The organism is Halorubrum tibetense (genome assembly GCF_055396225.1).
Genome location: NZ_AP043742.1, coordinates 1,559,930 through 1,572,983, shown reverse-complemented (window position 1 = coordinate 1,572,983; position 13,054 = coordinate 1,559,930). Strand labels below are relative to the sequence as shown.

11 protein-coding genes are annotated in these 13,054 nt (G+C 66.7%); 8 read left to right on the top strand and 3 right to left on the bottom strand.

Annotated elements, in window-relative coordinates; translation table 11 throughout:
• Positions 1 to 16: 16 nt before the first annotated feature.
• The 3 genes from ACZ5TV_RS07925 to ACZ5TV_RS07915 all read left to right on the top strand — a co-directional run bounded on the left by ACZ5TV_RS07925 (position 17) and on the right by ACZ5TV_RS07915 (position 1,814).
• Positions 17 to 214 carry a hypothetical protein gene (locus ACZ5TV_RS07925; protein ID WP_209484260.1) on the top strand — a complete coding sequence of 66 codons (198 nt, stop codon included), beginning with the start codon at positions 17 to 19 and terminating at the stop codon, positions 212 to 214.
• 87 nt (positions 215 to 301) lie between these two features.
• Entirely contained in the window at positions 302 to 1,276 is a 975-nt protein-coding gene (locus ACZ5TV_RS07920; RefSeq protein ID WP_379780824.1) for an aldo/keto reductase, read from the top strand.
• A 103-nt stretch (positions 1,277 to 1,379) separates the two neighbouring features.
• A complete protein-coding gene (locus ACZ5TV_RS07915; RefSeq protein ID WP_464384324.1) occupies positions 1,380 to 1,814 on the top strand; it encodes a hypothetical protein in 435 nt (144 codons plus the stop codon).
• A gap of 753 nt (positions 1,815 to 2,567) precedes the next feature.
• Here the strand turns inward: ACZ5TV_RS07915 and ACZ5TV_RS07910 are convergent.
• The gene (locus tag ACZ5TV_RS07910) at positions 2,568 to 5,738 is read right to left on the bottom strand and encodes an adenosylcobalamin-dependent ribonucleoside-diphosphate reductase (protein ID WP_379781489.1); all 3,171 of its coding nucleotides are present in this window, start codon (positions 5,736 to 5,738) and stop codon (positions 2,568 to 2,570) included.
• A 432-nt stretch (positions 5,739 to 6,170) separates the two neighbouring features.
• Between ACZ5TV_RS07910 and ACZ5TV_RS07905 the strand changes: the two genes are divergently transcribed.
• Positions 6,171 to 6,422 (top strand): hypothetical protein, encoded by a 252-nt coding sequence (locus tag ACZ5TV_RS07905; RefSeq protein ID WP_379781486.1) that lies wholly within the window; start codon positions 6,171 to 6,173, stop codon positions 6,420 to 6,422.
• A gap of 39 nt (positions 6,423 to 6,461) precedes the next feature.
• On the opposite strand, the gene ACZ5TV_RS07900 is transcribed toward ACZ5TV_RS07905, so the two are convergent.
• Together ACZ5TV_RS07900 and ACZ5TV_RS07895 are read right to left on the bottom strand one after the other, a co-directional pair.
• A complete protein-coding gene (locus tag ACZ5TV_RS07900; RefSeq protein WP_379781484.1) occupies positions 6,462 to 8,744 on the bottom strand; it encodes a CDC48 family AAA ATPase in 2,283 nt (760 codons plus the stop codon).
• Positions 8,741 to 8,992 (bottom strand): Hsp20/alpha crystallin family protein, encoded by a 252-nt coding sequence (locus ACZ5TV_RS07895; protein ID WP_464384323.1) that lies wholly within the window; start codon positions 8,990 to 8,992, stop codon positions 8,741 to 8,743. The genes ACZ5TV_RS07900 and ACZ5TV_RS07895 overlap by 4 nt, the downstream gene beginning before the upstream one ends.
• A gap of 204 nt (positions 8,993 to 9,196) precedes the next feature.
• Here ACZ5TV_RS07895 and ACZ5TV_RS07890 point away from each other — a divergent pair, with 204 nt between their 5' ends.
• The 4 genes from ACZ5TV_RS07890 (at position 9,197) to ACZ5TV_RS07875 (ending at position 13,044) form a co-directional block, all read left to right on the top strand.
• Positions 9,197 to 9,967 carry an alpha/beta fold hydrolase gene (locus ACZ5TV_RS07890; protein WP_379781483.1) on the top strand — a complete coding sequence of 257 codons (771 nt, stop codon included), beginning with the start codon at positions 9,197 to 9,199 and terminating at the stop codon, positions 9,965 to 9,967.
• Positions 9,968 to 10,033: 66 nt separating this feature from the next.
• A complete protein-coding gene (locus ACZ5TV_RS07885) occupies positions 10,034 to 10,780 on the top strand; it encodes a DUF2391 family protein (RefSeq protein WP_379781481.1) in 747 nt (248 codons plus the stop codon).
• A 113-nt stretch (positions 10,781 to 10,893) separates the two neighbouring features.
• The gene (locus tag ACZ5TV_RS07880) at positions 10,894 to 11,367 is read left to right on the top strand and encodes an Hsp20/alpha crystallin family protein (RefSeq protein WP_464384322.1); all 474 of its coding nucleotides are present in this window, start codon (positions 10,894 to 10,896) and stop codon (positions 11,365 to 11,367) included.
• Between the two features lie 3 nt (positions 11,368 to 11,370).
• Positions 11,371 to 13,044 carry an ABC1 kinase family protein gene (locus ACZ5TV_RS07875; protein WP_379782344.1) on the top strand — a complete coding sequence of 558 codons (1,674 nt, stop codon included), beginning with the start codon at positions 11,371 to 11,373 and terminating at the stop codon, positions 13,042 to 13,044.
• The last annotated feature ends 10 nt before the right edge of the window (positions 13,045 to 13,054 follow it).

The following is a 13,054-nucleotide window of genomic DNA, read 5'->3' as shown; positions in this document are numbered from 1 at the left end:
CGAGTGACGGTCGGGCATGGACGACCTGCTTACGAACTGGTTGCTCGGCCTGATCGCCGCCCTCCTCGCCGTGTTAGTGCTCGATACGACCGGCCAAGAGTTCCTGAGCCCGCTCGACCCGGTTGCGAACGTGCTCGCGCTCGTCACCTTCCTCTCGTTCGTGCTGCTTACCGGCGCGTTCCTCGTGTACACCGCTTCGTTCCGCGACGAGTGAGGATATCACCGCGGCGGCGGCCGGGCTCGTTCCGGCGTCGCCGTCCGCCGAACCGATCTTTTTGAGGGCGGCCGACGAGCACAGGTCATGGAGTACACGACGCTCGGCAACACGGGGATGACGGTCTCGAAGATCTGTCTCGGCTGTATGAGCTTCGGCGACCCCGGCTGGCGCGACTGGGTGCTCGACGAGGAGGCGGGGGCCGAGCTGGTCGAGCGCGCCCTCGAGCTCGGGGTGACGTTCTTCGACACCGCCAACATGTACTCGAACGGCGAGTCGGAGCGAGTCCTCGGGGAGGCGCTGGAGGGACACCGCGAGGAGGCGGTCGTCGCCACCAAGGGGTACTTCCAGATGGACGAGTCGAACCCGAACTCCGGCGGGCTCTCGCGGAAGGCGATCGAACAGGAACTACAGGCGAGCCTCGACCGACTGGGAATGGAGACGGTTGACCTCTATCAGATCCACCGGTGGGACGACGACACCCCAATCGAGGAGACGCTAGCCGCCCTCGACGACGCGGTCCGCCGGGGACAGACGCGGTACGTCGGCGCGTCCTCGATGTGGGCTCACCAGTTCGCCGAGGCGCTCCACACGAGCGAGCGTGAGGGGTACGACCGGTTCGTTACCATGCAGAACCACTACAACCTCGTCTACCGCGAGGAGGAACGCGAGATGCTCCCGCTCTGTGAGAGGGAGGATATCGGCGTCGTTCCGTGGAGTCCGCTGGCCCGCGGCTATCTGGCCCGACCCGACGACGAGGTGGAGGCGACGACGCGGGGCGAGACGGAAGAGCACCTGTATCGACACCCGTACCGTGAGGGTGGCGGCCCCGAGATCAACGCCCGGGTGGAGGAGCTGGCCGCGGAGAAGGGAGTGAAGATGGCACAGATCGCGCTCGCCTGGCAGTTCCACAAGGAGTGGGTAGACGCGCCGATCGTGGGCACGACTAGCGTCGAACATCTCGAGGACGCCGTCGAGGCGCTCGACATCGACCTGTCGGATTCCGACATCGAGTGGCTGGAGGAGCCATACGAGCCGGTTCGCGTCTCCGGACACGAGTGACGGCGGGGCCGGGTTGATTCGGTCCGATCTAGTCCGGTCCGAAGCTACCGGTCAAACGCCACGAGAAACAACCCTTTTCGGACCCCGTCCCGAACCGACGGCCATGACGGACGACGAGACACCCGACGAGACGGATACGGGAGCCGACACCGAGGACGCGGCGGACGGATCGGACGAGGAGAAGTCGTTCCGCGAGCGCGTCGAGGAGATCCGCGAGCGACGCGAGCAGGAACGCGAGGAGGGCGACCGGCCGGATCCCGAGGAGATGATGGGCGGCGGCGGCCCGCCCGGCATGGGCGGCGGTGGCGGCGGCAACCCGTTCGCACAGATGATGTCCGGGATGATGGGCGGCGGCGGTCCCGGCGGCGCGGGCGGCCCACCCGGCATGGGCGGCGGTCCCGGCGGGCGACCGGGCGAGGCCGGCGGCGAACAGGCGGGCAACGAGGAGCTCGTCCGCGAGGTGCGCCAGCTCCGTGACGAGGTCCGCGACGCGACACGGCAGCTCCAGCGCATCGCGCAGGCGCTCGAGGACGACTGAACGCGGACGTCGTGGTATCTGCCGGTAGCCCGTGACGCTCGACGCCGGTATATAAGCGGCGGCGGAGGGCGTCGGAGACCGGTTCGCCCACCTGGTTCGTCACTATCGTGTTCGTCTAGGACAGGAGTTGGAACGGTGTACTCCGGGAGTAAGTATATCAGATCGCTGGCGGCCAACGGGTATTTAAACAGCCGTGAGCGACAGCGACGATCGCCTATATATGTGGTGGCGCGTGCCTCCAAGGCCGCTTCGCGGCCGAGGAGCACGCGCGAGGGAGTCGGCTCGGCGCTTATAAGCGCCGAGTCGACGAGGCTGGGGAGGTGTGAGGTGCTGTGCGGTTGCAGGGCTGGGTGGGACTCAAAGGGGCAGTCGCTGCGGGCTGCGCAGGCGACACAAGCACCGCAACGAGGGAGCGAACACCGTGAGCGACCGAGTGAGGAGCGCAGCGAGCGTGCGCAGCCCGCAGCGGCTGGGGCTTTGGAGGCCGTCACCGCAGCACCACTCTATCGCATATAAACAGCCGACAGCAACACCACTCTATCGCTTATAAACTACCACTCCACAAACGTGTTATACCCACTCCCGCAATCGATCAAAACACGCTCGACGAAACGGCTATTTGACGCGTACAGACACAAACGAGCCCGTGTCACGTGGTCACAGGCACACGCAGTGAACAACGGCAGTTCTTCGCCGCAAAAAATAAAACGGAACCCGAATCCCCGACGGGTTCAACCGTGCGAGGAGGTCACTCTAACACTCCGACCAGCCGCACGACTCGCACGTCTTGCAGCCCTCGGAGTAGTAGAGGTTCATCCCGCCACACTCGGGACACTCCGGCGACTCGCCGGCCGCGATGAGGTCCTGGGTGACGTCCGTCCCCGTCCCGTTCTCGGCGGGACCGGTCGATTCGGTCCCTGCGGGCGCGTCGGTCGCCGTGTCAACGGCGGTCGGCCCGCCGTCGGTCTGTCCGGGCGCGTCGGTCGTCTCGGCGTCCGCCCCCGTCGTCGCGTCGCTCACGTCGTCGAGACTCTGCTGTTGGGGGATCCCCTTGTCGATCTCGTCGTCGAGGTAGCGCCGGAGCGCGGTGCCGATCGCGTCCGGGATCGACTGGATCTGCTCGCCTTTGTCCCAGGCGACCTTGGGGCTCCGGGTGCCCTGTAGCTCGTCGACGATCTCCTCCGGATCGACGCCCGACCGGAGCGCCGTCGAGATGACCTTCGCGAGCGCTTCCGTGAAGGAGTTGGTGTAGCCGCCGGAGTGGCCGATGTTCGCGAACAGCTCGAACGGCCGGCCGTTCTCCTCCTCGTTGATCGTCACGTACAGCTTGCCGTAGCCGGTCTCGACGCGCTGAGTGACGCCCGACAGCGAGTCGGGACGCGGCCGCGTCTCCGTGTAGTCGACCTCGGGCTGATCGGCGGACTCGAGCAGCCCGGCGATCTCCGTGTCGATCGCGGCCTGGACGTCCTCGTTGTCGAGGAACGCCTCGATACCGCCGAACACCTCGCCGATCTGCTCGACGATCGTCTCGGCCGCCTCCGTCTCGTCCGCGAACTCCGTGTTCTTCGCGCGCGTCGTCAACACCTGCTTCGAGCGGGTGCCGTCGCGGTAGACGGTGACGCCCTTCCCGCCGTGGTCGTAGATGTAACGGTACACCTCCTCCATCTCCTCGGCGGTGGCGTCGTTCGGGAAGTTGCACGTCTTCGAGATGGCGGAGTCGACACCCTTCTGGCAGGCACACTGAACCGCGGCGTGCTGTTTGCCCGAGAGGTCGCCGGTGACGACGAAGAGCTCGCCGATGGCGTCCGGCACCGTCTCCAAGCCGTCGACGCCGTCGAACTCGTTTTCGGCCATCTGCGCCTGTGCCTCCCGCTTCACCGCGTCGACATCGATGTCGTTCTCCTCTAAGGTTCGCAGGAAGTAATCGTCGAACTCGACGAGCATCTCGTCGCCCTGCACGTCGTCGGAGACGTTCTTGTAGTAGGCGACGTTGTAGATGGGCTCACAGCCGCCCGTCGTGTTGCCGATCATCGACGTCGTGCCCGTGGGCGCGATCGTCGTCGTGTTGTGGTTGCGGATCGGGAACCCGTCCGCCCACTCGTCGGCGTCGAGCCCGGTGTAGTGTTCGAACCAGTCGCGGTACTCGGTGGGGTTCGCGTACTTCGACTCCTCCCAGTCGTTGAACACGCCGCGCTCCTCGGCGAGCTCGTGAGAGGTCAGCTTCGACTGGTGGTTGATGTGGGTCATCAGCTGGCGGGCGACCTCGTTGCCCTCCTCGGTGCCGTACCGGATACCGAGCTGGATGTACAGCTGTGCAAGCCCCATGATACCCAGCCCGATCTTCCGCATGTCACGGACCTTCTGTTCGATCTTCTCGACCGGGAAGTCCGACATCGTGACCACGTTCTCGAGGAAGCGAGTGCCGTAGTCGATCCGCTCGTCGAACTCCTGGAAGTCGATCGCCTCCTCGAGGAACGCCGACATGGCCGCCTCCTGTGAGTCGTACTCGTCGGCGTGTTCGGCGGACCAGACCCGCCAGTCCGGCGCGTCCTGTGCCGCGAGCGTCGAGAGGTTGATGTGACCGAGGTTACAGGCCTCGTACTCCTCCAGCGGCTGCTCGCCGCAGGGGTTCGTCGCGAGGATCCGATGGTCGGGGTTCTCCTCCACGTCGAACGAGTGTTCCTTGTTCACTCGTTCGAGGTAGATGACGCCGGGTTCGCCGTTCTCGTGAGCGCCCTCGATCATGTCGTCCCACAGCTCCTGTGCGGGGATCGAGAGCACTTCGCCGACCTCGACGTGCTCGCCGAGGCCGAACATCTCGTAGATCTCCTTCGTCTCGGGCGTCGCGACGTGGGGTTCCTCCGTCCGCGGGTTGGTGAAGGTGAACTCCTCGTCGTTGTACAGCGCCTCCATGAAGTCGTCGGTGACGCCGACCGAGATGTTGAAGTTCGAGAGGTGTCCCTCGACGGCGTTCCGGAGGTGTTCGGGCACCTTCCCGTCCTCGTCGATGAGGTCGCGGGCCTCCTCTAAGGCGTCCGCGAAGGAGTTGTGCGTGAAGTCGTCGGGGTCGTTCAGGCGCAGCGAGTGCGCAAGGGAGACGTCCTTGTTCTTCGAGTGGATGAACTGGATGACGTCCGGGTGCGAGACGCGCATGACGCCCATCTGGGCACCGCGGCGCGCGCCGCCCTGGGCGATCGTCTCACACATCTGGTCGAACGTCCGCATAAAGGTGATCGGCCCGGAGGCGATCCCGCCCGTCGAGCCGACGGCGTCGCCGTAGGGGCGGAGCTTCCAGAACGCGTACCCCATCCCGCCGCCGCTCTGGAACACTTCCGCGGCCTCCTTGGCGGTCTGGTGGATGTCGGTGATGTCGTCGGCCGGGGAGTCGACGAAGCAGGCGGAGAGCTGCTGGAGCTCGTCGCCGGCGTTCATCAGCGTCGGCGAGTTCGGCATAAAGGAGAGCTGCTCCATCCCCTCACGGAACGTTTCGGCGGTCGACTGGACGTGGTCCCGGACCCCCTCGGGCAGCTCGGGGACGACGGTCTCGTACGCGAACTTGTTGACGTTGTGTGCCGAAAGCGCCGTCTCGACATCGTCGTCGGTCGAGACACCAGTGCCGAACACCTCCGCCGCGAGCTCGTCACGGCGTGGGTGATCCGGCTTGATCTGGTCGGGCGTGACGGTGACCTCGACGCCGCGTTTCTCGGCCTCGAAGACCGCTTCCGCGAGCGCGACGTTGCGTGCGACGCGGTCGAACAGCTCCTCCTGACTCTCGACGGGTTCCCCGTCCGCGTTCTTCCGGAGATAGCGGGCAGGGAGGATATTGTGGTAGGCGTTGCCGGTGAGACGTTCCTCCATCGTCTCGCCGGTGGTCCGTTTGATCGGCAGTTCGAGCTCGTCCGCGGAGACGCCGTCGCTGCTCATTCGACGACCACCCCGATCGGCTGGCGTGTAATATGTGTCATCTGTAGTGTTGGTGTACTCGCGAGGCGGGCCCTTGATGTCTTCGGATGTCCCGGGCCCCGGCGGGCGTATATGTTCGATCCCGTATGTAACGGTCGTCCGGCGTGTGCGGCTGCGGAAACGGTTCGAATAAACGTAACACGCTCCGTCCACATAAGCATGGGTGGAGCGCACTGAAACTGAAGCAGGTGTGAGAAAACTGCGGGACACAGCCCGTTTCCCACCGGAAACAAAGGGGGGTTAGGCTCGAGGGAGATGCCCAGTCGTGGCCGCCGAACCCGAGGCGTCGCAACCGAAGAGCCGGGAGTGGAGAACGCGACGACCAGGTAAACATATCAGCCAAATATAATAGATGCCCCCAGACTTATACCGACCGTCGTCGTGGGTGCCGGTATGACCACGTTCGCCGCTGCCGTCGCGTCCGGTATCGCTACCGCTCACGCGAGTGTTCCCGGTATCCCCGGGGCGCTCGCGCAGGCCGGCGTCCTCGGTGACCCGATGGGCCAGCTGCTGATCGCGCTGGTCGTCATCGCGGTCGTTATCGTCGTCGGGAAGTTCCTCCTATCGCTCGCATGGCGGCTCATCACCATCGCCGTCGTCGTCGTGGCGGTGGCGTTCGGGCTGTCTGCAGCAGGGCTGATCTAACGGCCGGAACGTACTACGATCCGGGCCGAGCGTCGGGCGTTACTGGAACGCGCCGAACTCCGATTCCACCGGGGTGTCGGTGTCGGACCGCTGGAACCGCCGTTCGATCTCCTGGTACCGCTCGCGCGTCTCGGGGGTGACGCTCGGGTTCACTTCCTCCAGTGCACCCTCGAAGTGTGCCATCGTCACGCGGACGTTGCCGACGGACTCGCCGACCTCCTCGCGCGGCACGCTCTCGATGAACTCCCGGGAGGCGTTCATCGACGCTTCGCGGGCGACCGCCTCGATGTCCGCGCCGACGTACCCTTCGGTCTTTCGAGCGATCACGTCGAGGTCGACGTCGTCGGCCAACGGCTTGTTCCGCGTGTGGACCTCGAGGATCTTCCGCCGCGCCTCCTCGTCGGGAACGGGCACGTGAACGTGCCGGTCCAGCCGGCCGGGGCGGAGCAGCGCCGAGTCGATGAGGTCCGGACGGTTCGTCGTCGCGATGACGACCACGTCCTCCAGCGATTCGAGCCCGTCGAGCTCCGTCAGCAGCTGGGAGACGACCCGCTCGCCGACGCCGGAGTCGTTCGTGTTGCCGCCACGCTCGGTCGCGATCGAGTCGATCTCGTCGAAGAACACGATCGTCGGCGCGTTCTCCCGGGCCTTACTGAACACCTCGCGGACGCCCTTCTCGGACTCGCCCACGAACTTGTTCAACAGTTCGGGCCCCTTGATCGAGATGAAGTTCGACTCCGCCTCGTTGGCGACCGCCTTCGCGAGCAGCGTCTTCCCCGTGCCCGGCGGGCCGTACATCAGGACGCCCTTCGCGGCCTGCATGTCGAGCTCGTCGAACACCTCGGGGTACTCGAGCGGCCACTGGATCGTCTCGCGAAGCCGCTCTTTGGTGTCCTCCAAGCCGCCGACCTGGTCCCACGTGACGTCCGGGACCTCGACGAACACCTCGCGCAGCGCGGAGGGCTCGATCCCCTTCATGGCCTGCTTGAAGTCCGTCTCGGTGACTTGGATGCTGTTCAACACGTCGGCGTCGATCTCGTCGCTTTCGAGGTCGAGCTCGGGGCGGATCCGCCGCAGCGCGTGCATCGCGGACTCCTTCGCCAGCGATTCGAGGTCGGCCCCGACGAACCCGTGGGTGTTCTCCGCGTACTCGTCGAGGTCGATCCCGTCGACGAGCGGCATGTTCCGCGTGTGGACCTGCAGGATCTCCTTGCGGCCGTCGCGGTCGGGGACGCCGACCTCGATCTCGCGGTCGAAGCGGCCGCCGCGGCGGAGCGCGGGGTCGATGGCGTCGACGCGGTTGGTCGCACCGATGACGACGACCTCGCCGCGGTCCTCCAACCCGTCCATCAACGAGAGCAGCTGGGCCACGACGCGCCGCTCGACGTCGCCCCCGGCCTCCTCGCGTTTGGGGGCGATCGAGTCGAGCTCGTCCATGAACACGATCGCGGGGGCCTCCTCGGTAGCCTCCTCGAACACGTCACGGAGCTGTTCCTCGCTCTCGCCGTAGTACTTCGACATGATCTCCGGACCGGAGATCGTGTGGAAGCTGGCGTCGATCTCGTTGGCGACCGCCTTCGCGATCAGCGTCTTCCCGGTGCCCGGCGGGCCGTGCAGCAGCACGCCCTTCGGCGGGTCGATGCCGAGCCGCTTGAACAGCTCCGGGTGCCGCATCGGGAGCTCGATCATCTCGCGGACCTGTTCGAGCTCGTCGTCGAGCCCGCCGATGTCCTCGTAGGTGACGTCGGGGCCCTCGCCGGTGCCGTCCGGGCCGCCGTGTGCCTCGGAGCCGCTGACGATCTCCTCCGCGGGTTTCTCGGAGATCGTGACCTCCGTCGCGTCGGTGACGACGACGGTGCCTGAGGGATCGGTCTCGGCGATCTTCACCGGTACCGCCTGTCCCTGACCGCCGCCGCCCATCAACCCGAAACCGAACGGGATGCGGACGGTCTGTCCCTCCGTGATCGGCTGGCCGGCGAGCTTGTCGCGGATGAACCGGCCGACGTTCCCGCGGACGCCGAGCCGCTGGGGCAAAGCGATCGTGACGCGGTCGGCGGTGTGTACCTCGACGGACTCGACGGTCACGCGGTCGTCGATCCCGACGTTCGCCTCCTGACGGAGCTTCCCGTCGATGCGGATCACGCCGGAGCCGTCGTCCTCCGGGTAGCCGGGCCAGACGCGGGCGATAGCCGCACCGCTCGGGCCCTCGACACGGATGAAGTCGCCGCCGGAGAGGTCGAGCTCCTCGGCCGCAACGCGGTCTATCGCCGCGAGCCGGCGACCCGCGTCCTTCTGTTTCAGCGGCTTGATCGTGAGCTTCATCGGTCACCCTCGATGGTCAAGACGCCGTTCGTCACCGACGCGGTGGCGGCCGGGCCGGGGAGCTCGAACTCCGATTCGACCGGCTCGCCGTCGCCCTCAATCACGACGATCGCGGTGTGGCCGACGGTGTCGACGGTGATCGCCTCGTCGTCGCCGCCGACGTCGGCGGCGACGACCCACCCGTCCTCGTACTCGTAGCGGCGGACCAACGCGGCCTCGCCGGTCGATCGGGTCAGTTTGGTAGTCATCCTAACTACAAGTTAGGTCCGAGAGTATTTAAATGTTTTGTGAAAGATCGCATGACGTGACGATTTCGTTCGGATAGCGGTTGTATTGCGGTTCAGGTCGTCGGGACGACAGCGTCGGCGGACCACGGCGGGTCGTCGAGGGTCACCGAACTCCCGGCAGTCCGGTCGGCAGTTCTTATATACTCTCGCGCGGGAGGCGGGCGTATGCACCGAACGCGCCATCACGGTCGCGAGACCGCCTACCGGGAGTCGGACCGCGGCGGCGACGGACCGACCGTCTGTTGTATCCACGGGAGCGGCGGGACGAGCGACGGTTGGAAGGCACAGAGCCGCTTGAGCGACCGATTTCCCGTCGTCGCGCCCGATCTATCGGGGCACGGCGAAAGCGACGACGTGCGTACGGAGCCGGGGATCGAAACCCTCGACGCGTACGCCGACGACGTCGTCGCCGTCGCCGAGGAGACGGGTGCGACCGTGCTCTGCGGGAACTCGCTCGGTGGGGCCGTCGCCCTCTGGGTCGCGCTCGAACGCGACCTCCCCCTCGACGGCCTCGTCCTCGCGGGCACCGGGGCGAAGCTCGCGGTGGCCGAACCCCTCTTGGACGCGCTCGCGAACGACTTCGACCGGGCGGTGTCGACCCTCCACGAGCCCGACCGACTGTTTCACGATGCGCCCGACGAGTACGTCGAGCTCTCGATGGCGACGATGCGGGCCTGTGGCCGGGCCGTAACCGAGCGCGACTTCCGGACGTGTCACCGGTTCGATGTCCGCGACCGGCTCGATGAGGTCGCGACCCTCGCGCTCGCCGTCGTCGGCGAACACGACACGCTCACGCCGCCCTCGTACCACGACTACCTCGCCGACCGGATCCCCGACTGCGAGCGTGCGACCGTCGCCGACGCGGCCCACCTCGCGATGCTCGAGGAGCCGACCGCGTTCAACGCGGTGCTCGCCGAGTTTCTCGACCGATGCTGAGACGCGGATCCGCGTCCCTCCCTCCCGTCGTACAGTTTTTTCACTGGGGGGCGTGACGACCCGGCCATGAGTAGGGACGACCGCGGGGACGCCGTGGAACCGGGGGGTCGGTCGGGATCCGACACCGGACCGAACGCGGAGGACGCCGTCGACGTCGCGTCGCTTCCCGGGGGAGAGAACCCGGATATCAACGACCTATTGACCAAACTCGACGCGCTGAAAGATACCGTCGACGACCCACACGAGCGGGAGAAGGTGCGACAGACCATCTCGCTCGTGGAGCGGATGCCCGGAAGCGAGGCGTTCACCAGGCGGATCACGAAGTACACGACCCGGGATATCGCCGAGTCGTTCGTGGGCGGGATCCTCCTCTCGTTGCCGCTGCTCGTCGAGGACGGCGTCTTCGACATCGCCGAGTGGTTCGCGAGCGCGCTCGTCGGCGGCGTTCCCGTGTTCCTCGTCGCGAACGTCCTCTTCGTGTTGGTCATGACGTGGGGACTGTTGTACTACGCTGACTTCCGTGACCTTCAGGACGAGAGTCCGATACTCGGCTTCCTGCCGCGACGACTGGTCGCGGTGTTGGTCATCTCGCTCCTCGTCGCCGTGGGGACGATGACGCTCTGGGGGCGGCTGTTCGAGGGGGATCCGACGACCGTGGAGGCGATCGGTCGCGTCACGGTGATCTGGGCGGCCGCCGCGTTCGGGGCCGCGTTAGGCGACATCCTGCCGGGTGAGTCGACCGGGCAGGACGTGAACCAGCGGTTGACCGAATCGCGGGAGGCCCGGGAGCCGAACGACCGCCGCGACGACTGAGCGCGTGGCGGTCGCGGGTGGTGGGCGGTGGTCGCTCGTCGCGAGCGGGGTCGACCTGACCGAGAGGGGCCGGGGACCACAGGTTTTTCGCCGCGGCCGCCGTACTGATCGGTATGTCAGCGTTACGCGATGCGCTCCGGGACCTCCCGGACGCGGTGTTTGCGGATCTGCTCGAGTCCGACGACGAGTACGTCCTCCTCGTCGACCTCCCCGGAGCGGCCGCGGAGACCACGGAGGTACGCTTCGACGACGGTCGGATCGAGATCGAGGCGCGGCGCGAGAAGTCGACGCCGGAGGGGTTCCGCTACGTCCGCGAGGACCGTCCGCTGTTCCTGGACGCCGAGCTGCCGCTCCCGCCGGACGCCGACGGCGACACGGCGGGCGCGGAGATGGACCGCGGCGTGCTCGAGGTCGTCCTCCCCAAGCGTGACGAGCGCGACGCGCGACGGATCCCCGTCGAGGGCGGCGAGGAGGAGGACGACGACGCCACGGACGGGAGCGACGCTGCGAACGGGGAGTCGGCCGACAGTGAGCCCGATGCCGACGGCGCGGACGACGAGTCGGCCGACGACGACCGCAGCACCTGACGGGTGGTGACGCTGGTCAACTTCCGTGCGTACTGGCGGTTTCTCGTGGTGATTCGGCGGTTTTCCCCGCTGATCGTTGCCTACTGGCGCGATCGAAAGCGGTTCCTGCTGTTCGGCGGGAGCCGCGACGTCGACCCGGCGACCCAGCGCGAGCGTGCCGACGTTCTCCTCGACATCCTGCTCACGCTCGGCCCGACGTTCATCAAGCTCGGCCAGCTCCTCTCGACCCGGCCGGACCTCCTTCCGCCGGCGTACATCGAGGTGCTGGAGGGGCTCCAAGACGACGTGCCGCCGGCTCCGTGGGAGGAGTCGAAGCAGGTGTTGGAGGCGGAGCTCGGCCCCGTCGACGAGGTGTTCGACGACTTCGACACCGAGTCGATAAGCGGCGCGAGCCTCGGTCAAGTGTACACCGCGACGTACGAGGGCGAGGACGTCGCGATCAAGGTCCGCCGTCCGGGGATCGAGGAGCTCGTCGAGGCGGACCTCAAGGCGATCCGGTGGTCGCTCCCGCTCGTCCGCCGGTTCATCGGCGGCGGGCGGGCGTTCTCGCTGGAGAACCTCTCCGACGAGTTCGCGAAGACCATCCGCGAGGAGATGGATTACCGGCGCGAGCGGGAGATGCTCGAGGAGATCAAGGGGAACTTCGCGGGGAACGACCGGATCCGCATCCCGAGGACGTACGAAGCGGTCTCGGGGCCGCGCGTGCTCACGATGGAGTACATCGGCGGGACGAAGATCAGTCGGATCGACGAGCTGGACGACGCCGGGCTCGACCGGAGCGCGATCGCGGAGACCCTCCAAGAGGTGTACCTGCAGATGATCATCGACGACGGCGTGTTCCACGCCGACCCGCATCCGGGAAACCTCGCCGTCGACGACGACGGCGCGGTGATCTTCTACGACTTCGGGATGTCGGGGCGGGTCGACCCGTTCGTCCAGGAGAAGATCGTCGAGTTCTACGTCGCGGTGGCGAGACAGGACACCGACGCGATCCTCGACACCCTGATCTCGATGGGGACGCTCTCGCCGGAGGTCGACCGCGACGTGATGGGGGAGGTAATGGAGCTCGCGATCGCGGACGCCCGCGGGGAAGATATCGAGCAGTACCGCGTCAACCAGATCATCGAACAGGTGGAGTCGACGATCTACGAGTTCCCCCTTCGCCTCCCGCGGAACCTCGCGTTGGTCCTCCGGGTCGCCACCGTCGTCGAAGGGGTGTGTGTCACCCTCGACCCCGAGTTCGACTTCATCTCGACGGCGACCGACTACCTCGAACGGGAGGGGTACTACGAGCGGACCGCCAAGGAGCTCGCCGAGAACGCCGGTCGGCAGGTCCAGCGCACGACGGAGGCGCTGTTCACCGTCCCGCCGAAGGCGGACGCGTTCCTCGACCGGGCGAACCGGGGCGACCTCCACGTCGAGGTGTCGCTCGACGACGACTCGCGGGTGCTCGACAAGCTCGCGGTGCGGATCGCCTACTCGGTGTTGCTGGCGGTCGGCGTGCTCTCGGCGACGATCCTCTACTCGTTCGCCGACGAGTGGCGGCTCGCCGTCGTCGTCCTCCTCCTCGCCTCGCCGCTGGCGATCGGCCTGTACCGGTCGTTCCGGAAGAAGCGGACGATCCCCGGCAACCCGCAGTTCACGAGACAGGGGATGAAAAAGCAGCGCGAGGACTGACCCTCACACG

Bases quoted from the DNA above. Each gene is read 5' to 3' on its own strand.
- ACZ5TV_RS07910 (WP_379781489.1), bottom strand. From the start codon at position 5,738: ATGAGCAGCGACGGCGTCTCCGCGGACGAGCTCGAACTGCCGATCAAA.
- ACZ5TV_RS07920 (WP_379780824.1), top strand. From the start codon at position 302: ATGGAGTACACGACGCTCGGCAACACGGGGATGACGGTCTCGAAGATC.
- ACZ5TV_RS07895 (WP_464384323.1), bottom strand. From the start codon at position 8,992: ATGACTACCAAACTGACCCGATCGACCGGCGAGGCCGCGTTGGTCCGC.
- ACZ5TV_RS07890 (WP_379781483.1), top strand. From the start codon at position 9,197: ATGCACCGAACGCGCCATCACGGTCGCGAGACCGCCTACCGGGAGTCG.
- ACZ5TV_RS07925 (WP_209484260.1), top strand. From the start codon at position 17: ATGGACGACCTGCTTACGAACTGGTTGCTCGGCCTGATCGCCGCCCTC.
- ACZ5TV_RS07880 (WP_464384322.1), top strand. From the start codon at position 10,894: ATGTCAGCGTTACGCGATGCGCTCCGGGACCTCCCGGACGCGGTGTTT.
- ACZ5TV_RS07900 (WP_379781484.1), bottom strand. From the start codon at position 8,744: ATGAAGCTCACGATCAAGCCGCTGAAACAGAAGGACGCGGGTCGCCGG.
- ACZ5TV_RS07885 (WP_379781481.1), top strand. From the start codon at position 10,034: ATGAGTAGGGACGACCGCGGGGACGCCGTGGAACCGGGGGGTCGGTCG.
- ACZ5TV_RS07915 (WP_464384324.1), top strand. From the start codon at position 1,380: ATGACGGACGACGAGACACCCGACGAGACGGATACGGGAGCCGACACC.
- ACZ5TV_RS07905 (WP_379781486.1), top strand. From the start codon at position 6,171: ATGACCACGTTCGCCGCTGCCGTCGCGTCCGGTATCGCTACCGCTCAC.